Raw genomic sequence first — 22,183 nt, 5'->3', positions numbered from 1 at the left:
CTTATTCGATGATGGCGGCGACGACGCCGGCGCCGACGGTACGACCGCCTTCACGGATGGCGAAGCGCAGCTTCTCTTCCATGGCGATCGGCACGATCAGGTTGACTTCCATGGCGATGTTGTCGCCCGGCATCACCATCTCCGTGCCTTCCGGCAGCGTCACCACGCCCGTCACGTCCGTCGTGCGGAAGTAGAACTGCGGACGGTAGTTGCCGAAGAACGGCGTGTGACGGCCGCCCTCTTCCTTGGTCAGGATGTAGGCTTCGGCCTTGAACTTGGTGTGCGGCTTCACGGAGCCGGGCTTGCACAGCACCTGGCCGCGCTCCACGTCCTCACGCTTGGTGCCGCGCAGCAGCGCGCCGATGTTGTCGCCGGCCTGGCCCTGGTCCAGCAGCTTGCGGAACATCTCGACGCCGGTGACGGTCGTCTTCTGGGTGGCGCGGATGCCGACGATCTCGACTTCCTCGCCGACCTTGACGATGCCGCGCTCGACACGGCCGGTCACCACGGTGCCACGGCCCGAGATCGAGAACACGTCTTCGACCGGCATCAGGAAGGGCTGGTCGATCGGGCGCTCGGGCTGCGGGATGTAGTCGTCAACCGTCTGCATCAGGGCCAGGATGGCGTCATGGCCGATCTCCGGAGACTTGTTCTCCAGCGCCATCAGCGCCGAACCCTTGGTGATCGGAATGTCGTCGCCGGGGAACTCGTACTTCGACAGAAGCTCGCGAACTTCGAGCTCGACCAGCTCCAGAAGCTCCGGATCATCGACCATGTCGACCTTGTTCAGGAACACCACCAGCGCGGGAACGCCGACCTGGCGGGCCAGGAGGATGTGCTCGCGGGTCTGCGGCATCGGGCCGTCGGCAGCCGACACGACCAGGATCGCGCCGTCCATCTGCGCCGCACCCGTGATCATGTTCTTCACGTAGTCGGCGTGGCCGGGGCAGTCGACATGAGCATAGTGGCGGTTCTTGGTCTCGTACTCGACGTGCGCCGTCGAGATCGTGATGCCGCGAGCCTTCTCTTCCGGAGCCTTGTCGATCTGGTCATACGCCGTGAACGTCGCACCGCCCGTCTCGGCAAGAACCTTCGTGATCGCCGCAGTCAGCGACGTCTTGCCATGGTCAACGTGACCAATCGTGCCGATGTTGCAGTGCGGCTTCGTGCGTTCAAATTTCTCTTTGGCCATAGCCCCGTTTCCAGCATTGGAGGATTGGGTATTTCGCCGGTGCGAAATATCGGGCGGCTCGATAGGGGTTTTTGCGGCGACGTGCAAGAAGAGAATGGAGCACGAGGCTTGTGGGGCCCGAAATCCGACCGAAGGGGAGTGGAGCGGGTGAAGGGAATCGAACCCTCGTATTCAGCTTGGAAGGCTGCTGCTCTACCATTGAGCTACACCCGCAAACCAAGCACAGAGCTCCTCGGACGTTTGGTGGAGGGGGTTGGATTCGAACCAACGTAGGCTGAGCCAACGGATTTACAGTCCGTCCCCTTTAACCACTCGGGCACCCCTCCAAAACGTCCTTCCGCAACGCTGTGACGCCGCTGCGAAATCGAAGCGGCCAAGTGGCGCGACCGCGTCGTTCAGAGGGCGCCGTTATGGTGAGGGGATCGGTGCCTGTCAACCCAAAAGGCGACAATTGTCGACGAGTTTTTACACTTAATCGCGGACAGGGCTTTTTTTGGTACGCCAGCCATGCCATGGGCAATCCCCGGAACGGAGATAAACATGAAGGACAGGGACCGCAGGGGCCATCGCGGCCACCATCGAGGCTATGCCGGCGAGGCAACGCTCGATACGGTGGTGATCTATGGCTGGCACCCGGTGCGCGAGGCGTTGCAGAACCCCAAGCGCAAGCTCAAGCGGCTGCTCGCCACCGAAAACGCCCTAAAAAGGCTGGCCGACGAGAAGGTCGAAACGCGAATCAAACCGGAAACCGTTCGCCCGGGCGATATCGACCGTCTGCTCACAGCCGATTCGATTCATCAGGGACTCTATCTGGAAGCGACCCCCCTGCCCGCTCCCGCTTTCGGGGAGCTCGGCGCGCAGGACATCGTCCTGGTGCTCGACCAGATCACCGACCCCCACAATGTCGGCGCCATCATCCGCTCGGCTGCCGCCTTCAAGGTGGCAGCCATCATCACCACGGAGCGCCATTCGCCTGCAGCCACCGGCGTGCTTGCCAAGTCGGCGTCAGGGGGCCTGGAACATGTGCCGGTCGTTTCCGTGCGCAATCTCGGCGATACGCTGGATGAAATGGGGGCGAGCGGCGTGACACGAATCGGCCTCGACTCGGAGGGACCGGCGACGTTGGAAGGCACGGCATTCGGCGGGCCGCTGGCGCTCGTGCTCGGCGCCGAGGGCAAGGGCCTGCGCCAGCGCACACGCTCTCTCTGCGATGCGCTGGCCCGGCTCGACATGCCCGGCGCGATCAAGAGCCTGAATGTCTCAAACGCTGCGGCCCTCGCGCTCTATGTCGCGCGGACGAGGATACCGGCCTAGCATTGCGCTTGCTGGAAGAGCGCAATGAATTCGGAGTGCCAGCCCCCGGCTGACATCCTGAAAACCGAGCGCTTTCCGACACCCGTGATGTCAACCGGAGGCTGACACTCCAAATCTCGCCCAAATGGCAGCCACCGCCCTATTTCGGGGGCTCGAAATCCATGCTTTCGAGATTGGGCCGCGGCACCGGCAATGCTCTTGCCTCCTGAACCGGCTCTGGGCGCGGTTTCGGGGCAATCCCTAGCGGCAGGGCCTTAGGCGGATCGACCTTCTTGGGTGCCGACAAGGCCGCGCTGCGCGGCTTCGGCAGCGCCGGACGCGGCAGGTTCTGCGGTGTTCCGACGACACTGCGCGGCGGGCGAAGCGGACGCACCGCCGGACCGCGCTCTTCCGGCAGCACGTCATAAGACCCGTCGATATCGGGCTCATAGGCCGGCCCCCTCACCCACGGTCGCGGATAGGCAGGGCGCGGATAAAAGCTGCGGGTCTCGTAGCCGCCATCGTCCCCGCGATAAACGGGCCTGGGGTGATAAGGGCGCATGGGCGCCTCGAACTCGCCGTCCCAGCCTCCATCGCCGTAAAAGGGAGCGTCACGCCAGCCCGCCTGGGCCTGCGTTAGCGGGAGGGCGGCAAGAGCGAGTGCAATCGCCAACAGGGAAACGGGACGGATCGTCACGGCGTCATCCTCGAAAACTTCATTCCATCGCTGGTAGCCAACGACTTTGGCGGAATAAGGATTGGTTAACCCTTTTCTTCCGCCACCACCAGACTCTCCAGCAGGACGCGGCGCCCCTCGGGCATGGCAAGACCGCGCGGCGCAAAGACATCGCGCTCGAGGAAATACTGGGTCAGCCGCAGGGCATCCGCGATATCGCCGGTTTGGGGCATGCCCTCCTCCCCGCGCAGGAAGGCGGGCAAGCGCAGCAGCCTGTCATGCCAGGGAGCTCCGGCTTCCCGGCAGACTGCCCTGCCGCTCTTGGGCGAGACATAGATGAGGTCGTCCTGCCGGCCGGTGACGGCGCAGGCAGCCAGGTCGAGGCCGAAGCCGAGATCCGACAGGATTTCGAGCTCGAAGCGGGCGATCAACGCCGGTGCCAGATCGGGTTCTCCAAGCACCTCCACGAGGTGGCCGAGCGCCTCGTGGAGGCCGGGATGCGGATCGCGTTCGGGCAGCAGGCGGACCAGAGCCGCCACATGGGTCATGGCGAACAGGGCTTGCCGGGAGGAGAGGAAGCGGGCGGCGTGCAATGTGAGCCCCTCGACGGCGAAATGGCCGAGATGCCCCTCGATCCGGGCGCGCCAGGTCAGTTGCACCTCATTGCCGGGCTGCAGCACCGGCTGCAATGTCCGCGAGCGCCCTCCGCGCACCATGCCGAGATGACGGCCATGATCTCGGGTCATTGTCTCCAGGATCACGCTGGATTCGCCGTGGCGGCGCACACCCAATATGTAACCGCTGTCGATCCATTCCATCGGAACTGCCTCGCCCAGGCAAAGTAACGCGGGGGCCTGGAGTGTCAGCGATGTCAGCCAGGAGGCCGACACTACCAGAAGGAACCCGCCTCAGGGCTTCTCCACCGGAAATTCGAGGCCCATTTCGCGATAGCGCTCGGGGTCATCGGACCAGTTCTCGCGCACCTTCACGAACAGGAACAGATGCACCGGCGCCTCTGCCATGGCCATGATTTCCTTGCGGGCCGCCATGGAGATCGCCTTGATGGTCTCTCCCCCCTTGCCGATGACGATCTTCTTGTGCCCCTCGCGCGTGACATAGATCGTCTGCTCGATGCGGGCCGAACCATCCTTCATCGAGGTCCAGGCCGTGGTCTCCACCGTCGATTCGTAGGGCAGCTCGTCATGCAGGCGCAGGAACAGCTTCTCGCGCGTGATCTCGGCCGCCAGCGAGCGCAGGGGCGCATCCGATATCTGGTCCTCGGGATAGAGCCAGGGTCCGGCCGGCATGATGGAGCCGAGATGGTTGGTGAGGTCCTCCACGCCGCTGCCGGTCAGCGCCGAAACCATGAAGGTCTCGTCGAAGGGCAGTCGTGCGTTGACGGCCTGGGCAAGCTCCAGCAGCTTCTCGCGCTTCACCGCATCGATCTTGTTGAGGATGAGGATGCGCTTCTGCTTGGTGGCAGAGAGCTTTTCCAGGATCGCCTCATTGCCTTCGTCGAGCCCGCGCTGGGCATCGACGAGCAGGCAGACGGCATCGGCATCGGCCGCGCCGCTCCAAGCGGTGGTGACCATGGCCCGATCGAGCCGGCGCTTGGGCTGGAAGATGCCGGGCGTGTCGACGAAGATGATCTGCGCATCCCCCGCCATGGCGATGCCGCGTACGATGGCACGCGTCGTCTGGACCTTGTGGGTGACGATCGACAGCTTGGCGCCGACGATGGCGTTCATCAGCGTGGACTTGCCGGCATTGGGGGCGCCGATCAAGGCGACGAAGCCGCATCTGGTGTTTGAAGTCTGGTTCATTTCAGCTTTCTAGCAGACATTAGCGTGCCGAAATACGGCTCGATTGGCCGATGATGCACAGCGGCCGGGTTTATTCTTCGTTTTCCGGAGAGCTCGGCGAGCCCGAAGGCGCATGAGTGGGCGTTCCGCCAGCCCGATCAGCCGCGGCGCCCCTCCAGGGAAATGCCTTCCCGCGCCATGAAGGCGGCTGCGGCGGCCTGCTCGGCCAGGCGCTTCGACTTGCCTTCGCCTTCGGCCGAGGTCAGCGTCTCGATGTCGACGGCAATCACGAAGCGAGGATTGTGATCGGGCCCGGTGCGCGAGACCAGGCGATAGGTCGGCGCCTTCAGGGCCCTGCCCTGGGCCCATTCCTGCAGCGCCGTCTTGGCGTCGCTGGGCGGCCGAACCGGGGCGTGGAGTCGCTCGCGCCAGGCCTTTTCGACCACGGCGCGCGCCTTTTCGTAGCCGGCATCCACGAAGACGCCGCCGATTAGGGCCTCGCAGACATCGCCCAGCGTGGTGACACGCTTGCGCCCGCCCGAATGGGCTTCGCCCAGGCCGAGCTTGACGTGCGGACCGACGCCCCAGTCGGTGGCGACGGCCGCGCAGGTCTCCTTGCGCACGAGATCGGAAAGCCGGCGCGACATGGCGCCCTCTTCGTCATCGGGGAAGACGCGGTAGAGCATGTCCGCGACCGCCAGCCCGAGCACACGGTCGCCGAGGAATTCAAGGCGCTGATAGCTCGCCAGCCGGCCTGGCCCATCGAGGAAACTGATATGCGTCAACGCCCGCTCCAAAAGAGAGCGATCGGCAAAGACATGGCCGAGCGTGGCTTCCAGTGTTTCGAGCGCAGGTTTCTTCTTCGAACTCATTGTATGATCTTAAACAGACGCATTTGTGCCTTGGCTGTCGAGAACAGGACCCGCCAGGGTTTGCCCACGAAATTCTCGAGCGGAATATAGCCGACAGCCGCAAGATCCCGCGAATCGTCGGAATTGTCGCGGTTATCACCCATCACGAAGCAATGGCCGGCCGGAACGACATATTCATCGGTATTGTCGTAATAGCCGCTGTCGCCCTGGATCTCGATCACTTCATAAGTGCGTCCGTTCGCCAGGGTCTCCCGGTATTTCGGCACCTGTTTGTCGTCGCTGAAGCCCATCTCGAATGTATAGCTGCCAATTGGTTCGCGCCGCACCATGTCCCCGTTGATGAACAGACGGCCATTGCGCATCTGGATGCGATCCCCCGGCAGGCCGATCACCCGCTTGATGAAATAGCTCGATCGCTCCTTAGGCAATCGGAACACCGCCATGTCGCCGCGAGCGGGAGCCCCGGTTGCAGGCCCCTCGCCGAAGGGCAACACCATCACGATGTCGCCCACGAGCAGCGTCGGGATGTTGGAACCACTCGGCACGGAGAAATTGCGGCAAGAGGCGAGCAACAGCAAAGCGCCACCGGCAAGCAGCAATCTGCCGAGTCGGCTCGCACGAGGCCGAATTCGATACAACACTCCGTCAGGCGTGGTCCGATCCGTCATTATCGAATGAGCGAGAACAACCGGCTGCCGCGCACGGTCCACGGCCACTGCCAGAAAGCGAGCGGCGAGGCGTCATCGGCGACGGAGAAGAAGATGATCTGGCCCTTGCCGACGAAATTGTCGAGCGGCACATAGCCGACAGCGGCAAGATCGCGCGAATCATCGGAATTGTCGCGGTTGTCGCCCATCATGAAGTAGTTGCCCGGCGGCACGACATATTCGTCGGTATTGTCATAGTAGCCAGTGTCGCCCTGGATCTCGATGACCTCGTGCTTCACGCCGTTGGGCAGGGTCTCGATATATTTCGGCACCTGCTTGTCGCGCCCGAATTCATCCTTGACCAGATAGGTCCCAGCCTGCTCGCGCTGAACCATGGTGCCGTTGATGAACAGCCGGCCCTGGCGCATCTGGATGCGGTCGCCTGGCAGGCCGATGACGCGCTTGATGAAATCGGTCGAATTGTCCTTGGGCAGCTTGAAGACGGCGATGTCGCCACGCTTCGGCCCCTCGCCCGCCCACAGGCGGCCCGATGGCAGAATGCCGGAAATCACCGGCACCGAATAGCGCGACCAGCCATAGCTGTATTTGGAGACCATGACGTAGTCACCGACCAGGAGCGTCGGGATCAGCGAGCCGGACGGGATGTTGAACGGCTGGAACAAGGCCGTACGGACCACCAGCGCGATGATGAGCGCGTGAACGATGATCTTGATGAGCTCGCCGATACCGCCATCTTTCGACGTCTTCTTGGCGGCGCCGCTGGTGTCGGGCGTCTTGTTCGGTTGGCTGGCCACGCTCATCGATCTTCCATCTTTGGAGGCGGTCCTTGGCGGAACCGGAGCCTCGAAATATTGCTCCGATCCAAGATCCCGCAAGAACCTTGAAATTACGCAAAGCTTCCGGAGCCGGCCTTGAGGCAAGCTCCGGAAGCTTTGTAACGAAACAACCCTGTTGCGGCTGCTATAACCCCTGCGGATTGAGGGTGCAACGACAGAGCCTGCCGCGCGGGCATGTGGTGAGGCGAGGTCTTGCGCCGGATGAGAGCGGGGTCCGTCCTCGTCTGGCGCCGTACCATGCCTGACGAAACGCCCTGACAGCATCGATCATTCGCCGGAATGACGGATGCCAGAAACAGCATGATTTCGGCAATTGCGCGGCGGCGGACAACCTTTCCTCTCAAGCGCGCGGTCGGGCCTCAATCACCACGAAGGCCTGCGCCAGGGGATGCTCGTCGGTCAGGCTGAGATGAAGATGGGCCTCATGCGCCTCTGGCAGCATGTCGCCAAGGCAGCGCAAGGCCGCACCGCTCAGCCGCAATTCGGGCCGGCCGCTCTCGGCATTGAGGACTTCCATGTCATGCCAGTGAATGCCCGCCATGCCGTTGACGCCGGTTCCCAGGGCCTTGGAGCAGGCCTCCTTGGCAGCGAAGCGCTTGGCAAGGGTACCGGCCTTGTCGGCCCGGCCCGCGGCCTTGGCCCGCTCGCCTTCGGTGAAGCAGCGTCGTTCGAAGCGCTCGCCGAAACGGGCGAGTGCGTCCTCGATCCGCCGGATGTCGCAAAGATCGCTGCCGATACCGATGATCATCCGGCACGGCTCCGTCCGGCCGCCATCGCCGCCTTGACTGTGCGGATGCTCTCGGCGAGCCCGACGAAAATCGCCTCTCCGATCAGGAAATGCCCGGTGTTGAACTCGGCAAATTCGGGTACCGCAGCCAGGATTTCAGAGGTCTCGAAGTCGAGCCCGTGCCCCGCATGCACTTCAAGGCCGAGGCCCGCGGCGATGGAAGCGCCGAGCTTCAAGCGCTCGAATTCGGCAGCAGCATGGCCGGTCTCCCCCGAAGCGACGGCGTCGCACCAGGTGCCCGTATGGAGCTCCACGATATCGGCACCCAGGGCGGCGCAGGCTTCCAGCACCGCCCTGTCCGGCTCGACGAACAGGGAGACACGGATGCCGCTGCCTTTGAGCCGCGGGATCGCCATCCGCAGATTGGCCTCGCCCGCCCTCACGTCCAGGCCTCCTTCGGTGGTCCGCTCCTCACGCTTTTCCGGCACCAGGCAGACGGCATGGGGCTTCACGTCCAGCGCGATCGCCAGCATCTCGTCGGTCACCGCCATCTCGAAATTCAGCGGCGCCTTCACTTCGGCGCGGATGCGACGGATATCGGCATCACGGATATGGCGGCGATCCTCGCGCAGATGGGCGGTGATGCCGTCAGCGCCAGCCTCGACCGCCAGATGCGCGGCGCGGACCGGATCCGGCCAGAGGCCACCGCGCGCGTTGCGCACGGTGGCCACGTGGTCGACATTGACACCCAGGCGCAGAGCCTCCGGGCGCGGAACCTTGGGCAGAGCAGTTGCGGTCATCTTCAGGCCTGCCCTGCGAGAGCCCGGCTACCGGGCTTGACGGCCGGCAGGCTGGCAAGTTCCGGCGGCAGCTTGTCGGCCTCGAAGGTGGGGATGTCCAAGGTCGCCAGAGCCACCAGAGGCTTGCCGAGCTCGGCCTTGCCGCCCGAGCGGTCGATCAGGCAGGCCGCGCCGACGATTTCGCCCGGCTGGTCGGCGATGGAGGCCAGGCATTCCCGCGAGGACAGGCCGGTGGTGATGATATCCTCCACCATCACCACACGGGCGCCCTTGGGAATGGCAAAGCCGCGCCGCAGCTGGAACTGGCCATTCTCGCGTTCCACGAACACCGTCTTGGCACCGAGCGCGCGCGCGGTCTCGTAGCCCGGCACGATGCCGCCCACGGCCGGGGACACCACCATGTCAATGGGTCCATAGGCGGCGCGGATGCGCTCGGCCAAGGCGCGGCAAAGACGTTCGGTGCGCGGAGGATCCATGAAGACGAGGTTCTTCTGCAGATAGACCGCGGAATGCCGTCCCGATGTCAGGATGAAATGTCCTTCGAGCAATGCCCCCGCCGCCCGGAATTCCGCCAGCACCTCATCCTGCGTCATTATCGTCTCCTGGTTTTTCCGGTTGTACGGGCTACGCTTCCGGGGCGTACAGATCAATGGCCGACACCGGCTGGAGGTCGAAAATTTCGTGAAGAGCCAACGGCGGTGTCCCGCCCGTGGGTCGGCAACGGGAGGTTTTGGATATGCCTTTGCGCTTCCAGGAGACTTCGTCTAGTCGCAACACGGTTTAGCCGCCAACCTCCCGTTGTTTTTCGAGATATGGAGCGCGAGTACCGTGAGAAAACTGATCTTCTGCCTGTCGCTGCTGCTCACCGGATGCACGATCGGCGACAGCGGTATCCGGCCGCTGTTCTCGATGGGCTCGTCGGAACAGGCTTTCGTCGAGCGCTACGGCAAGCCGGATTTTCGCGCCACGGAAGGCGGCGCCGTTCGCCTCGTCTATCTCGGCAATCGTCTCGACTTTCGCCAGCGCGGTGATACGCCGCCCATCCCGCTGCCTGAGCAGAAGCGGATCCTGGCTCGCTACGGCCTGGCCTATGACCGCAATTGCGCCGTCCTCGTCAGCCTGATGTTCGGGCGCGTGATCGGCATGACCAGCATCGGCGGACAATGCAGCTAACCCCATCCGTAAAGCAGAGTCGATCGAAGGCGGGGCCCGTCGTCAGATCACGCGCTGAACCTCGCTCACCACCTTGCGGGCCCGCAAGCCATCGATGATGGCGAGCAGGTGCTTGAGGTCGTAGACCTCGAGATCGACGATCATCTCTGTCATGTCGAAGGAGCGGCGCTGCATGGCGAGATTGTCGATATTGCCGTCCGTCTCAGCGATCACCTGGGCAATCTGGGCGAGCGTGCCCGGCTCGTTGATCGAAACCACCTGAATCCGGGCGGGATAGCGCTCGGCGCGTGCCGCCTCCAGATCCCAGCGCACGTCGAGCCAGAGTTCCGGCCTGTCCTCGAAATCGGCGAGTGCCTGCGATTGGATCGGGTAGATGGTGATCGCCTCGCCCGGCGTGAGGATGGCAACGATGCGGTCCCCGGGTACCGCCCCACCTTCGGCAAAGCGCACCGGCAGATCGCCCATCAGGCCGCGCACCGGGATGGCAGCCTTGGCCGGATCCCCGCCCCCAGGCAGCTTGAAACGCAGATTCTGGCCGCCCTGCAGGCCGAACCAGGTCTCGTCGAGCCCGGCGGCGGCATGGCTCGACTGTTCGAGCTTGAAGTCCGGGAACACCGCCCGCACCACATCCTGCGAACGCATTTCGCCGCGGCCGACGGCGGTCAGCACATCGTCGACGCTCTTGCGGGCGAGGCGCTTGAGTGCGCCCTGCAAGGCATCGGGGCTATAGGTCTTCTCCAGCCGTTCGAAGGCGCGCTCGATGATGCGCTGGCCGAGCCCTGCATATTGCGCACGCACCGCCGTACGGGTGGCGCGGCGGATGGCGGCCCGAGCCCTGCCGGTGACGACCAGCGTCTCCCAGGCCGCCGGCGGCGTCTGCTGCTTGGCGGTGATGATGGCAACCTCGTCGCCATTGTAGAGTTCGGAGACCAGCGGCGTGGTGCGGCCATTGACGCGGCAGCCCACCGCCGTGTTGCCGACATCGGTATGCACGGCATAGGCGAAATCGATAGCGTTGGCCCCGCGCGGCAAGGTGATCAGCTTGCCCTTCGGCGTGAAGCAGAACACCTGGTCCTGGAACAACTCCAGCTTGGTGTGCTCGAGGAACTCTTCCGGATTGTCGCCTTCGGCCAGCATCGCCATGGTTCGGCGCAGCCAGGCGAAGGCTCGACTCTCTCCTTCCAGACGCAGGCTATCGCCAGCCTTGTTCTCCTTGTAGAGGGCGTGGGCGGCGATACCGAACTCGGCGATGCGATGCATCTCCTCGGTGCGGATCTGCAATTCGACGCGCTGATGGCCCGGACCGATCACCGTGGTGTGCAGCGAACGATAGTCGTTCTGCTTGGGCGTGGAGATGTAGTCCTTGAAGCGGCCCGGCACGAGCGGCCATTTGGTGTGGACGAGGCCGAGTGCGCGATAGCAATCCTCCACCTTGTTCACCAGCACGCGAAAGGCGAAGATATCGGAGAGTTGCTCGAAGGCGACCTGCTTCTGTTCTGTTTTCTTAAAGATCGAGTAGGGCCGCTTCTCCCGCCCCTTGACCGTCGCCTCGATGCCGCGCTCCTGCAGCCGCTCGCGCAGATCATTCTCGATCTCCGCGATCAATGCGCCATTGCGGCGCTTCAATCCTTCCAGGCGGCGGACGATGGTTTCATAATGGGCCGGCTGCAATTCGTGGAAGGACAGGTCCTCCAGCTCCTCGCGCATATCCTGCATGCCCATACGCCCGGCAAGCGGGGCGTAGATGTCCAGCGTCTCCTGGGCGATGCGAGCGCGCTTCTCGGCCCGCATGAAATTGAGCGTGCGCATATTGTGCAGGCGATCGGCGAGCTTGACGAGGAGAACGCGCACATCCTCGACGATAGCCAGCAAGAGCTTGCGCAGGTTCTCCGCCTGCTTGGCCTCCTTGGAAACCAGATCGAGCTTCTTGATCTTGGTCAGCCCGTCGACGAGAGCCGCAATCTCCTTGCCGAAACGGCGTTCGATCTCGCCGCGCGTGGCATCGGTGTCCTCGATGGTGTCGTGCAGCAGGGCGGCGGCGATGGTGGCGTCGTCGAGCTTGAGATCGGTGAGTAGCGAGGCCACCTGCAAGGGGTGGGAAAAATAGGGATCACCCGAGGCGCGAAACTGGGCACCATGCTTTTGCATGGCATAGACATAGGCGGCGTTGAGAAGATCCTCGTTCACGGCCGGGTTATAAGCCCGCACCTTGTCGACGAGTTCATATTGCCGCATCAGGCGAAATGGCGCCGTCACTCACAGTCTCCCGCCGGCAGCGTTGCCGCACCCGGCTCACCTCATTACCGCGCTTCGATCGAACCGAAGCATCGCGCTATTCAATACGGGTGCAGCGCAAAAGAAAAGCGGGCCGGTGATGCCGGCCCGCTGAAATTGCCTGGGAGGAAGCGAAGAGCTTATTCTTCGTCGTCCGAGCCGTTGTTGGCCGGCGGCACCAGCCCTTCCAGGCCGCGCAGCAGGTCTTCTTCCGACATGCGGTCGAAGGCGACATTGTCGTCGGAATCGCCGGCGGCGAGAGCGGCCGGATCCGATTCGGGCTCGTCCACCTCGACATATTTCTGCATCGAGTGGATCAGGTCTTCCTTGAGGTCATCCGGAGTCAGGGTTTCATCCGCGATCTCGCGCAGAGCCACCACCGGGTTTTTGTCACGATCGCGATCGACCGTCAGCGCAGCGCCGCCGGCGATCATGCGGGCGCGATGGCTGGCCAGCAGAACCAGCTCGAAGCGGTTCTCGACCTTGTCGATGCAATCTTCCACCGTGACGCGGGCCATGGCGACGCCTTTCTGTACCGTGTTTTGGGATCAAGCGCGCCAACTACACCGCCAGGCGAGTTTGTGCAACCCCAAAAGGCCGATCCGTGGTATCGTCGGGTCTCCGAGGCAAGGAGATTGACCGCAAGTTCTACCTCATTCGACTTACATATCGAGGCTGCTCGTCTCGATATTGCAATAATCCTGTCAACACTCTCATTGGAAAACACTCAATCTAACGACAATGCTGATAACCTTGACATTCTATACCGCGATAGGCACAAGCTGAATGTATCGGGCCTAAACTTGCCGTTGCTGCCGTTCCGCTGGGATTACACAGAGAGCCCCCTCTCGATGTTGCCCTTGGGATTAATTCTAGACTGTAATTTAGACCGATTTCAATCGCATCCGATCAAACCGAGCATCAGCAGAACGAACCTCAACTGGCAGAAGAATGAACAACACCCAGGAACGCATCGCTCTCTTTATTGACGGCGCCAATCTTTACGCAACGGCGAAAAGCTTGGGGTTTGATATCGACTACCGGAAAATGCTCAAGGAGTACCACAGCCGCGGCTATCTGGTGCGAGCGTTCTATTATACCGCCCTGGTGGAGGACCAGGAGTACTCGTCGATCCGTCCGCTGATCGACTGGCTGGATTATAATGGCTATGCCGTCGTCACCAAGCCGACCAAGGAATTCGTCGATTCCACCGGTCGCCGCAAGGTGAAGGGCAATATGGACATCGAGCTTGCCATCGATGCCATGGAACTGGCCGATCACATCTCGCACATGATCCTGTTTTCCGGCGACGGCGATTTCCGTTCCCTGGTCGAGGCCATGCAGCGCAAGGGGGTGCGCGTTTCCGTGGTCTCCACCATATCGACCCAGCCGCCGATGGTCGCCGACGAATTGCGCCGCCAGGCGGACGAGTTCGTCGACCTCGTCACGCTTCAAAGCAAGATCGGCCGCGATCCGTCCGAGCGGGCCGTGCGCAGCCAGGCCGGCGGCAGTTTTCCGGCCGGCCCCGCCGCGCCGACCCGCCAACCGCCTCAACAGGGCTTCGCCGGCCAGACCCCTGGCTTCATGTCGGCGAGTTCGAGTGGCCAATCCGACGATCAATAGGTCGAGAACCCGCCTCGCACCGTCGGTGCCCGCCTTTGACGGGGCCTGCCTGCTGGCTCCGTCCGCACTGCGGTTTCGTTCCTGGCCTCGGGCACTTTACGATTTGACGGAATCGGCGGGACCGGCAAAGACGCCCTAGCCAATCCGTTGGATTGGCTAGGAAACAGGGAGCGAGAGCAAGCTGCGTTTCTTCAAGACGCCCTTTGCTCGAGTAATCGATGACCGCCAGCCAATTCCAAGAACCTGGGCGCGACTGCCCGCTCTGTGAGAGGCTCGTTGCCTTCCGCCTGCAGGCACGTGCCAGGCATCCCGATTGGCACAATGCGCCGGTTTCCAGTTTCGGCCCGGCCTCTGCCCGGCTGCTGATCGCCGGCCTAGCGCCGGGGCTCCAGGGCGCCAATCGTACTGGGCGGCCCTTTACGGGCGATTGGGCCGGAGACCTGCTCTACGAGACATTGGGCGATTTCGGCTTTGCCAGCGGCACCTATGACGAGCGTCCTGACGACGGCCTCGAACTCGTCGACTGCCGCATCACCAACGCCGTGCGCTGCGTGCCGCCCGAGAACAAGCCGATCGGCAGCGAAATCGCCGCCTGCCGCCCCTTTCTGGCCAATACAGTCAAGGAGATGGCGAACCTTGAAGTCATCCTGGCGCTCGGCAAGATCGGACATGACAGCGTGGTCACCGCCCTCGGCCGCAGGCCCGCCCATTTTCCCTTTGCCCATCACGCGCAGCACCAGATCGGCAATCTGACGCTCATCGACAGCTACCACTGCTCCCGCTACAACACGAATACGGGCCGCCTGACCACGCCGATGTTCCGGGCAATTTTCGAGACCATTCGCGGCATTCTCGATCGCTGAACGGTATTTTCTGGGATCGCAGGTGTCCCTGCTTGCTCTTGGCAGCAAGGCCCCTGGAGAAGAAGATACCGGCAGGGACGCGTGCGTCCCCAGGAGCTTCCGCACAGATCAGCCTTTATCCCGCAGCAAGCGTCCCTTTTCGCGCTGCCAATCGCGCTTCTTCTCGGTCTCGCGCTTGTCGCCCAGGCTCTTGCCGCGGGCAAGAGCGAGTTCGATCTTGGCCCTGCCCTGTTCGTTGAAATAGAGCTTGGTGGGCACGATCGTCAGACCGTCGCGCTGCACGGCACCGATCAGCTTGTTGATCTGGCGTTTATGCAAAAGCAGTTTGCGCGGACGCTTACGCTCATGGTTGAAACGATTGCCCTGCAGATATTCGGGAATATCCGCGTTGAAGAGCAGCAACTCCTCGCCGGATGGCCCGGCATAGGATTCGCCGATCGTCGCCTTGCCCAGGCGCAAAGATTTGACTTCGGTTCCGGCCAGCACGATCCCGGCCTCGAAGGTGTCGATCAATTCATAGTTGAACCGAGCCTTGCGGTTGTCGGCAACCAGCTTGCGAGCACCGTCCTTCTTATCCGCCACGTAATCACCTGGAGAGAGTCCTCGAGCAAAATGCTCGAAAAAGACCCTACCTTCTTGTTCTTCGAAGCGTTTCCTGGAATCAGCCGAGTGCCCGGCCGTTTCGGACGGAGAGGGGTTGCCTCCCCCGCTTCAGAGTTTCAATTGAGCAACCCGGCATGCACCATCGCCTGCCGGATCTGGGTACGCGCGCCATCCGTCACCGGCAGCAGCGGCAAGCGTACCTCTTCCTTCAGGCGCCCCAGCATGGCCAGGCCGCATTTGGCCCCGGCAAGCCCCGGCTCCAGGAAGGTTGCCCCATGAAGTGGGACCAGGCGGTCCTGAATTTCAAGGGCTGAGGCGTAATCCCCGCGCAGCGTCGCCTCCTGCAAGTCCGCACACAGGCGTGGCGCGATATTGGAAACCACCGAGATGCAGCCTTGGCCACCGGCCGCGTTGAAGGCGAGAGCCGTCATGTCCTCGCCGGAGAGCTGGATGAAATCCGGGCCGAGTTGCTGGCGCTGCTGCGACACGCGGGCAAGATTGCCGGTCGCATCCTTCACCCCGACGATATTCTTGAGCTCGTACAGGCGCTTCATCGTCTCCACCGACATGTCGACCACCGAACGCGGCGGAATGTTGTAGATGAAGATCGGAATGCCGATGGCGTCGTTGACGGCCTTGAAGTGCTGGTAGAGCCCTTCCTGCGTCGGCTTGTTGTAGTAGGGCGTTACCACCAGCACGGCATCGGCGCCGGCCTTTTCGGCATGACGCGCCAGATCGATGGCCTCGACGGTATTGTTCGAGCCGGCCCCGGCAATCACGGGCACGCGGCCACCCGCCTGGGAAATGCAGATCTCCACCGCCCTGTGATGCTCGGCATGGCTGAGCGTCGGACTTTCGCCGGTGGTGCCCACCGGCACCAGGCCGCTGGTGCCTTCGGCGATCTGCCAGTCGATCAGGTCGCGAAAACCTTTCTCGTCGATGGCGCCGTCGCGGAACGGCGTCACCAAAGCGGTGAGCGACCCTCTGAACTTTGCCTTCGACATCATCTCAACTCCACGGATTCCGATCGGATGGCTGCCCTGATGATCTCAGCCGGGCGCCAGACATATACGAGCCACCCCGTCACGAAAAGAGCATAGGCACCGATTGGGGGCCGAAAACACCCCATTTCAACGAGATGATCTTCGCATCGCTCTGGTTAATGGAATGAGTCGGCTCCAGATTGCCACTTTTTAAGGCAGCAGCCCCGAATCCGCCGCCTTCGGGCCTTGAAAATCACCTTTTCCTCGTGCCTCACTGATGGCGAGAATGCGGCATTCCGACGTCGTCATTCACGGTTCGTCAATCAGAGGACGCGACAATCGCCAAACCGGATCACCTGGATTGGCGTGGCGGCAATGCTCTTGCGGTTCATGACGGGTACATCCCTCTTCGTCGCGGTGTTGACCGGCGCGCTTGCCGCCCCGGTCACGCGGCCTGGCGATGCCACCCTGACGCACCCGCCTCGTACGGTCGCGCTGCGCACGGATGCCGCTCCCCCGGCGGTCTCGGCCCGCCCCGACACCGAAATCACCGGTTCGATCATCGTTCCTCCGCCGCTGGTGAACCAGCTCGACGTCCTGCGCCAGGTGATTGCCGCCTATGAGGGCAGCGACCGCTCCGGCGGCGACACCCTCGCCCGGTCGCTGACCGATCCGGCCAGCCAGGCCGCAGCAGAATGGATCGCCATCCGCAGCGCCGCCCGCCATATCGGCCTCGCCCGAATCAAGGCCTTCCTCGCCACTTATCCGAGCTGGCCCGGCAATGGCTTGATCCGGCGGCGCGGCGAAGAGGCTCTCTACAATGAGGGAGCCGATGCCGACACGGTGCGAGCCTTCTTCGCCTCGTCCCAGCCCGAGACCGACGAAGGCAAGGTCGCCCTCGCCGCCGTGCTGCAGCGCGACGGCGACCAGGCGGGCGCAACCGCCCTCATTCGCGACGCCTATCGCAATGACAGTCTGTCCGGCCAACTCGAGGGCGATATCCTGCGCGACTACGGCGCCCTGCTTTCATCCGCCGACCATAAATATCGCGCCGATCGCCTGGTCTATGACGGCAGTTATGACGATGGCTTGCGCGTTGCGGCCCGTGCCGGCCCGGATGTGGTGACGCTTGCCAAGCAGCGCATTGCCGTGGCCAGGCAGGCCAGGAATGCGGGCGCCCTGCTGGCCGCGAATGTTTCCACCGACCCGGCCTACGTCTTCGCCCGCATTGCCTATCTCAGGCGTCAGAAGAAGCCGCGTGATGCCGCCGCCCTGTTGCTGAAGGCCCCCCGCGACGCCGCCGCACTGGTGCGTCCCGACCAGTGGTGGACGGAGCGACGCCTGATAGCCCGTGCCTTGCTCGATCAGGGGGATGCCCGTACCGCCTATGCCGTGGTCGCCGGCTTTACCGCCGAAAGCGATACGACCCGCATGGAGGCCGAGTTCCATTGCGGATGGATCGCCCTGCGCTTCCTGAACGATCCTCGCAGTGCCGCCCAGCATTTTGCCAATCTGAGCGCCGATTCCCAGCGGCCGATCTCGGTTGCGCGCGGCGCGTACTGGCAAGGCCGCGCTGCCGAAGCAGCCGGCGACAAGTCCGGGGCGACCGGGTTCTACCAGGCAGCCGCGCGCTACCCCATCACCTATTACGGCCAGATCGCCCGGGCTCGCTTGGGGCTGCGGACGCTCGACCTGAATGCTCTCCCCGAGGCCACGCCCGCCAGCCGCGCGGCCTTCGAGGACCTCCTGGCGGTGCGTGCCATCAACCAGCTCTACACGCTCGGCAAGCGTGACTATGCTCGTATTCTCGTCGCCGACATGGGTCGACAGTTGCAGGACAGCCAGCAACTGGCCCTGCTCGGCCAGATTGCTCTCGACAATCTGGACACCAAGACGGCCCTCACGGTCGGCAAGTCGGCCACGCAGCGTGGCCTGCCGCTCGATGCGATCGCCTTTCCGATCGGCGCCATTCCCGGCTTCGAGAGTTCGGGCAATGTCGAACGCGCCGTGGTCTACGGCATAGCCCGGCAGGAGAGCGAGTTCGGGCACGAGGTCGTCAGCAGTGCCGGCGCCCGCGGGCTGATGCAGGTGATGCCTTCGACCGCCAAGGCGACCGCGCGCCTCGCCGGCATCGCCTTCGATGCCAAGAAGCTGACCAGCGATCCGGTCTATAATGCACGCTTGGGCGAGGCTCACCTGGGCGATCTGATCGGTCGCTTCCGCGGCTCCTACATCATGACCTTTGCCGCCTACAATGCCGGTCCCGGCAAGGTTGCCGAATGGGTGAAGGCCTATGGCGACCCACGCGATCCGAAGGTCGACCCGATCGACTGGGTCGAGCGCATCCCCTACACGGAGACGCGCAATTACGTGCAGCGCGTGCTGGAGAACGTGCAGGTCTACCGCTCGCGCCTCGATACCACGAGCACCTTGCTGATCGAGGCCGATCTTCGTGGCAAGAGCCGGTGATACCGAGAGGCTTTGGAAACGCCCCTCCGTACCGTTTCGTGATTTTCGCCAAACTTTTGATTTTAAATCCAGAATTTCGATGCAGTCGGGTTTCGTGGGCGCCTGCATCTTCGAGGCTTGGAATAAATTCCCGGCTCAGAACGTCCGGCGAACGCGCAGCACCCCGGTCCAGCCTCGGATGTCCTCCTCATAGGGAAAGAAGTCCTGCCCGCCCTTGGCCCGATAGGATGAATAGAACCCCTCGATGCCGAAGGAGAGACCGCGGGTTACGGTATAGACGGCGTTGCCGCCTGCAACCCATCCTCTCACATCCGGCGCCGCCGGATTGACATAGTCCCGCGTGGTCGCTGCGCTGTAGTCGAGGTAGGAGCCGAGCAGATTCAGGGTTAGCGCGGGCGTGATGTTGATGCCCGCCTCGCCGGTAACCGTCCAGCCACGGCCAATATCCTTGCGCCCACTGAAATTCTCATAGGCGGCATCGATCTGCTGCCAGCCGAGATAGGCAGAGGCCCCATTGGCGTAGGTTCCCTCCACGGCGATATGGGCGCCGGAGCGTATCGGCAAGTTGAGACCGAAGGCTGCGCCGACGGCATAGCCATAGTCGGAACCGCCGATCTGCGGCGGCCCGGGATATCGGACCTGGTGGCCAGCGCCGAATACGGCCAGCGTGCCCCAATCGCGATCGAGGCGGACATTGCCGACGATGTCGGGCATCGCGGTTCCGCCGGCAGGGCGTCGCGGGTCGGGAAAACCGAAGAAATTCAGCACGTCGCTGCGCGTGCCGCGCGCATCCTCGAGCGATAATGTCGCCGAAAGGCCGCCGCCGAATTCCTGCGTATAAGCGATGAGGTTGGTGGTGGCGGCATAGCCGAAATAGGGCTGCAGGAGATCATTGCCATAGTCGAGGTCATAGATGCCGAAGAAACTATGGGCATAGCCGGCCGTCAGCCCGCCAAACTGCAGAAAGGCCTTGTCGATCACGAATTCGGTGGTCGTCCTCGGGCCGACATAGGCGTCGATCAGGAAGAAGGAACGAAGCAGGCCGTAATCGGTATCGGTGCGGGCGTCGAAACCGATCTGGCCGCGCGTGACAAACCCGCTGAAGTCATCCTCACGCGTTCGTTGGCGGCTCACGACATAGTCGGCCCGCACTTCGCCGCTGATCTTCACGCAGGTATCGCTGCCCGGCAGCTGCCAGAACCCCACGCCCATGTCGACGCAGGCCTGGAGATAGCTGTCTGGCGCGCCCTTGCCAACCGGCAAATCCTGCGCATGGGCAGCGCCAGCCCCCAAGATTGCACCGGCAAGGCCGATCGCCACTGCCTTCATCGTTTTTCCCCAAGGTGGCGGCCCATCCCCAACCGCGCAACCTCTAGCTGCAGAGTGCGGCAAAAACCGAAGCAACTCAATGAAATGCGGCGGGCCGAGGCTTCGCAGACCGACTATTGAGACGACGCGTTGCAAAAAGAGCACGCCGCAACGTCAAGGCGATTCTGCCTGAAGTTGCGTTAGAAGGTCGTGACGCAGCACGATCAATTCAGCGCCCCGCACGCGGAAGTAGTTCCGTTTGGCAGGAACCCTCGATAGGCTAGGAGAAAAGCCCAACCCCGCTAGAGGTCCCCGAATGTCGACGCCTTTTCAGGTCAGCCGCGACCATGCCGTCGCTCTGCATCGCAATGGACATATCGACCGGGCGATTTCTGCCTATGTGGAACTTCTGAAGCAGCAGCCCGACAGCGCCGATCTTCTCGGCCTTCTCGGCGTCGCCAAGGAACAGGGCGGAGCCCCCGAAGAAGCCGAACGCCTGTTACGCTTGAGTCTGCGGGATCGGACAACGGTTCCCCTCGCCTACCGAAATCTCAACAATCTGCTTGGTCTCCTGATCGAAGCTGGCCGGCAGGGGGACGCAAAGGCAGCCGCCGAGACCTATTTGCCAGGTGCTTGGCCTTCGGGGCGCGTCCCGGACGCCGTCGAGCAGGGTACCATCGCCAGTCTTGTCAGCGCTCTCAAAGATATCGGCCTTGCCGACCGGGCGCTCGCGATCGGTCTCCCCCACCTATCCACGATGGGAGAGGACGTCGAATTTGCCTTGTCAATCGCCGAGTTGCTCCACGCCGCTGGCCGCAATGATGAAGCCTTTGCCGTGTTGGATCGGGACTTCGGTCCAGGAGAAGAGCTACCCAACCTGCATGCGGTTCGCGCCGCACTTGCCCATGAGCGTAACGATCGTGCCGCCTGCGGCCAAAGCAGTCAACGCTTCGTTGCCAGCATGCCCATCCTGCTCGCCGAGGCCGCCTCCTCCCAGCAATTCGTGCTTGCCGTATTCAACCGCTCGCCCGAATTCATCGCCGATTTCCGGCAGCCCTATGATCACCATTATAGTGGCAACTTCCCTTCGCAACTGGCGCAGGTCTTCGCCGATCGTTTCCGCTTCATGTCCATCCTGGCGGACTCCCCGACTGCCGCCGATGCATTGCGTGGCATGCCACGCCCGGCTCTGGCACTGAACAATGTCGTCAATGCCGAACAATTGATGGTGGAGAACACGCTGCAGCGTGTCAGCGCTCTGGAGGACAGCCTTGGCATCAAGGTGATCAATCATCCCAAGCTTGCCGTGCAGGCGACACGCCAGAAGAATTCGGAGCGCTTCGCCAATATTCCCGGCATCATTTTCCCGAAAGTATACCGCTATCAAAGCGACAGGGAGCAGAGGCCCGCGCTGATTGAGGATATCGAGAACCGATGTGGCTATCCGGCCATCATTCGCACCGTCTTCCAGCAGATGGGCGCGGGCACGTGGCGCATCGATGATCGACAGGCCCTTCATGAAGCTTTGGAAAAGCTTGACGGGCTGCAGTTTTACGCAATCACTTATGCTCAGACCCGCCATGCTGATGGCAGGTTCCGTGCGCTGCGCGCGGCGTTCGTCAACAAGCAGCCCCTCGTCGTCCGCGCCGACTATAGCGACCATTGGAACGTGCGAGCTCGTCGAACTCCGGGCCAGCAGGCCTTCTATCGTGAGAACCCACGTCTGTTGGAAATTGCCAATCGTATCGTCCTCGATCCAGAACGAGAACTGGGCAGGAATATCTATGGCAAACTTCGGACCATCGCGGAAGTAATGCCGCTCGAGATTTTCGGCATGGATTTCGATCTCACAGAAGACGGAAATCTGCTGATTTTCGAGATCAACGCGACGATGAACCTGCTTTCGACTTCACCCGCCGGACTTGAATACCCGCCGGAGAGTGAACAAAAACTCTTGCATTACATGGAACGGTTTTTCTGCGGCAGAAGACAATGAATCGTCTTCTTTGCAGGAGCGGGTG

The 22,183-nt window shown here is 62.7% G+C and carries 21 protein-coding genes and 2 tRNA genes; 6 read left to right on the top strand and 17 right to left on the bottom strand.

Going from position 1 to position 22,183, the window contains the following annotated elements; translation table 11 throughout:
- Position 1: 1 nt before the first annotated feature.
- The 3 genes from tuf to ACTJKX_RS04510 form a co-directional block, all read right to left on the bottom strand.
- Positions 2 to 1,192, bottom strand: coding sequence for an elongation factor Tu (gene tuf / locus ACTJKX_RS04520; protein WP_311934442.1), 1,191 nt, complete (start codon positions 1,190 to 1,192; stop codon positions 2 to 4).
- A 139-nt stretch (positions 1,193 to 1,331) separates the two neighbouring features.
- Positions 1,332 to 1,405, bottom strand: a tRNA-Gly gene (locus tag ACTJKX_RS04515).
- A 28-nt stretch (positions 1,406 to 1,433) separates the two neighbouring features.
- Positions 1,434 to 1,518 (bottom strand) — tRNA-Tyr (locus tag ACTJKX_RS04510).
- Positions 1,519 to 1,732: 214 nt separating this feature from the next.
- On the opposite strand from ACTJKX_RS04510, the gene ACTJKX_RS04505 reads away from it, so the two are divergent.
- Complete coding sequence (locus ACTJKX_RS04505) at positions 1,733 to 2,506, top strand: TrmH family RNA methyltransferase (RefSeq protein WP_440724488.1); 774 nt, start codon at positions 1,733 to 1,735, stop codon at positions 2,504 to 2,506.
- Positions 2,507 to 2,645: 139 nt separating this feature from the next.
- On the opposite strand, the gene ACTJKX_RS04500 is transcribed toward ACTJKX_RS04505, so the two are convergent.
- From ACTJKX_RS04500 to pyrE, 9 genes are all read right to left on the bottom strand, one after another.
- Positions 2,646 to 3,182, bottom strand: coding sequence for a hypothetical protein (locus ACTJKX_RS04500; RefSeq protein ID WP_440724487.1), 537 nt, complete (start codon positions 3,180 to 3,182; stop codon positions 2,646 to 2,648).
- A 65-nt stretch (positions 3,183 to 3,247) separates the two neighbouring features.
- Positions 3,248 to 3,979 (bottom strand): DNA repair protein RecO, encoded by a 732-nt coding sequence (gene recO, locus ACTJKX_RS04495; RefSeq protein WP_440724486.1) that lies wholly within the window; start codon positions 3,977 to 3,979, stop codon positions 3,248 to 3,250.
- A 90-nt stretch (positions 3,980 to 4,069) separates the two neighbouring features.
- Complete coding sequence (gene era / locus ACTJKX_RS04490) at positions 4,070 to 4,984, bottom strand: GTPase Era (RefSeq protein ID WP_311934438.1); 915 nt, start codon at positions 4,982 to 4,984, stop codon at positions 4,070 to 4,072.
- Positions 4,985 to 5,121: 137 nt separating this feature from the next.
- Positions 5,122 to 5,835: a ribonuclease III gene (gene rnc, locus ACTJKX_RS04485; RefSeq protein ID WP_440724485.1), complete on the bottom strand. Its 714-nt coding sequence runs from the start codon at positions 5,833 to 5,835 to the stop codon at positions 5,122 to 5,124.
- The gene (gene lepB, locus ACTJKX_RS04480) at positions 5,832 to 6,545 is read right to left on the bottom strand and encodes a signal peptidase I (protein ID WP_440724484.1); all 714 of its coding nucleotides are present in this window, start codon (positions 6,543 to 6,545) and stop codon (positions 5,832 to 5,834) included. Before lepB (ACTJKX_RS04480) ends, rnc begins: the two co-directional genes overlap by 4 nt.
- Positions 6,503 to 7,303 carry a signal peptidase I gene (lepB, locus tag ACTJKX_RS04475; RefSeq protein ID WP_311934436.1) on the bottom strand — a complete coding sequence of 267 codons (801 nt, stop codon included), beginning with the start codon at positions 7,301 to 7,303 and terminating at the stop codon, positions 6,503 to 6,505. The genes lepB (ACTJKX_RS04480) and lepB (ACTJKX_RS04475) overlap by 43 nt, the downstream gene beginning before the upstream one ends.
- Before the next feature lie 376 nt (positions 7,304 to 7,679).
- Positions 7,680 to 8,087 carry a holo-ACP synthase gene (gene acpS / locus ACTJKX_RS04470; protein WP_367625736.1) on the bottom strand — a complete coding sequence of 136 codons (408 nt, stop codon included), beginning with the start codon at positions 8,085 to 8,087 and terminating at the stop codon, positions 7,680 to 7,682.
- A complete protein-coding gene (locus ACTJKX_RS04465) occupies positions 8,084 to 8,866 on the bottom strand; it encodes a pyridoxine 5'-phosphate synthase (protein WP_440724483.1) in 783 nt (260 codons plus the stop codon). Before ACTJKX_RS04465 ends, acpS begins: the two co-directional genes overlap by 4 nt.
- 2 nt (positions 8,867 to 8,868) lie before the next feature.
- The gene (gene pyrE, locus ACTJKX_RS04460; protein WP_311934433.1) at positions 8,869 to 9,459 is read right to left on the bottom strand and encodes an orotate phosphoribosyltransferase; all 591 of its coding nucleotides are present in this window, start codon (positions 9,457 to 9,459) and stop codon (positions 8,869 to 8,871) included.
- Positions 9,460 to 9,694: 235 nt separating this feature from the next.
- Between pyrE and ACTJKX_RS04455 the strand changes: the two genes are divergently transcribed.
- Positions 9,695 to 10,039, top strand: coding sequence for a hypothetical protein (locus tag ACTJKX_RS04455; RefSeq protein ID WP_440724482.1), 345 nt, complete (start codon positions 9,695 to 9,697; stop codon positions 10,037 to 10,039).
- A gap of 42 nt (positions 10,040 to 10,081) precedes the next feature.
- On the opposite strand, the gene ACTJKX_RS04450 is transcribed toward ACTJKX_RS04455, so the two are convergent.
- Both ACTJKX_RS04450 and rpoZ read right to left on the bottom strand, forming a co-directional pair.
- Positions 10,082 to 12,274, bottom strand: coding sequence for a RelA/SpoT family protein (locus ACTJKX_RS04450; protein ID WP_367625753.1), 2,193 nt, complete (start codon positions 12,272 to 12,274; stop codon positions 10,082 to 10,084).
- 179 nt (positions 12,275 to 12,453) lie between these two features.
- A complete protein-coding gene (gene rpoZ / locus ACTJKX_RS04445; protein WP_311934431.1) occupies positions 12,454 to 12,831 on the bottom strand; it encodes a DNA-directed RNA polymerase subunit omega in 378 nt (125 codons plus the stop codon).
- A gap of 433 nt (positions 12,832 to 13,264) precedes the next feature.
- Here rpoZ and ACTJKX_RS04440 point away from each other — a divergent pair, with 433 nt between their 5' ends.
- Both ACTJKX_RS04440 and ACTJKX_RS04435 read left to right on the top strand, forming a co-directional pair.
- On the top strand, positions 13,265 to 13,936 hold the full coding sequence (locus tag ACTJKX_RS04440; RefSeq protein ID WP_440724481.1) for a LabA-like NYN domain-containing protein: 672 nt from the start codon (positions 13,265 to 13,267) through the stop codon (positions 13,934 to 13,936).
- 218 nt (positions 13,937 to 14,154) lie between these two features.
- The gene (locus ACTJKX_RS04435; protein ID WP_440724480.1) at positions 14,155 to 14,799 is read left to right on the top strand and encodes a uracil-DNA glycosylase; all 645 of its coding nucleotides are present in this window, start codon (positions 14,155 to 14,157) and stop codon (positions 14,797 to 14,799) included.
- Positions 14,800 to 14,907: 108 nt separating this feature from the next.
- On the opposite strand, the gene smpB is transcribed toward ACTJKX_RS04435, so the two are convergent.
- Both smpB and dapA read right to left on the bottom strand, forming a co-directional pair.
- On the bottom strand, positions 14,908 to 15,381 hold the full coding sequence (smpB, locus tag ACTJKX_RS04430; RefSeq protein ID WP_068287624.1) for an SsrA-binding protein SmpB: 474 nt from the start codon (positions 15,379 to 15,381) through the stop codon (positions 14,908 to 14,910).
- A gap of 137 nt (positions 15,382 to 15,518) precedes the next feature.
- Entirely contained in the window at positions 15,519 to 16,409 is an 891-nt protein-coding gene (gene dapA / locus ACTJKX_RS04425) for a 4-hydroxy-tetrahydrodipicolinate synthase (RefSeq protein ID WP_440724479.1), read from the bottom strand.
- Between the two features lie 1,407 nt (positions 16,410 to 17,816).
- On the opposite strand from dapA, the gene ACTJKX_RS04420 reads away from it, so the two are divergent.
- A complete protein-coding gene (locus tag ACTJKX_RS04420; RefSeq protein ID WP_440724510.1) occupies positions 17,817 to 18,854 on the top strand; it encodes a transglycosylase SLT domain-containing protein in 1,038 nt (345 codons plus the stop codon).
- A gap of 135 nt (positions 18,855 to 18,989) precedes the next feature.
- Here ACTJKX_RS04420 and ACTJKX_RS04415 read toward each other — a convergent pair whose 3' ends face one another.
- A complete protein-coding gene (locus ACTJKX_RS04415) occupies positions 18,990 to 20,183 on the bottom strand; it encodes a porin (RefSeq protein WP_440724478.1) in 1,194 nt (397 codons plus the stop codon).
- 295 nt (positions 20,184 to 20,478) lie between these two features.
- On the opposite strand from ACTJKX_RS04415, the gene ACTJKX_RS04410 reads away from it, so the two are divergent.
- Positions 20,479 to 22,158, top strand: coding sequence for a tetratricopeptide repeat protein (locus ACTJKX_RS04410; RefSeq protein WP_440724477.1), 1,680 nt, complete (start codon positions 20,479 to 20,481; stop codon positions 22,156 to 22,158).
- The last annotated feature ends 25 nt before the right edge of the window (positions 22,159 to 22,183 follow it).

The sequence above is a fragment of the Labrys sp. 22185 genome (assembly GCF_052045555.1).
GTDB lineage: Bacteria > Pseudomonadota > Alphaproteobacteria > Rhizobiales > Labraceae > Labrys > Labrys neptuniae.
The sequence above is the reverse complement of the archived record's forward strand: the minus strand, read 5'-3'. Positions and strand labels throughout refer to the sequence as shown.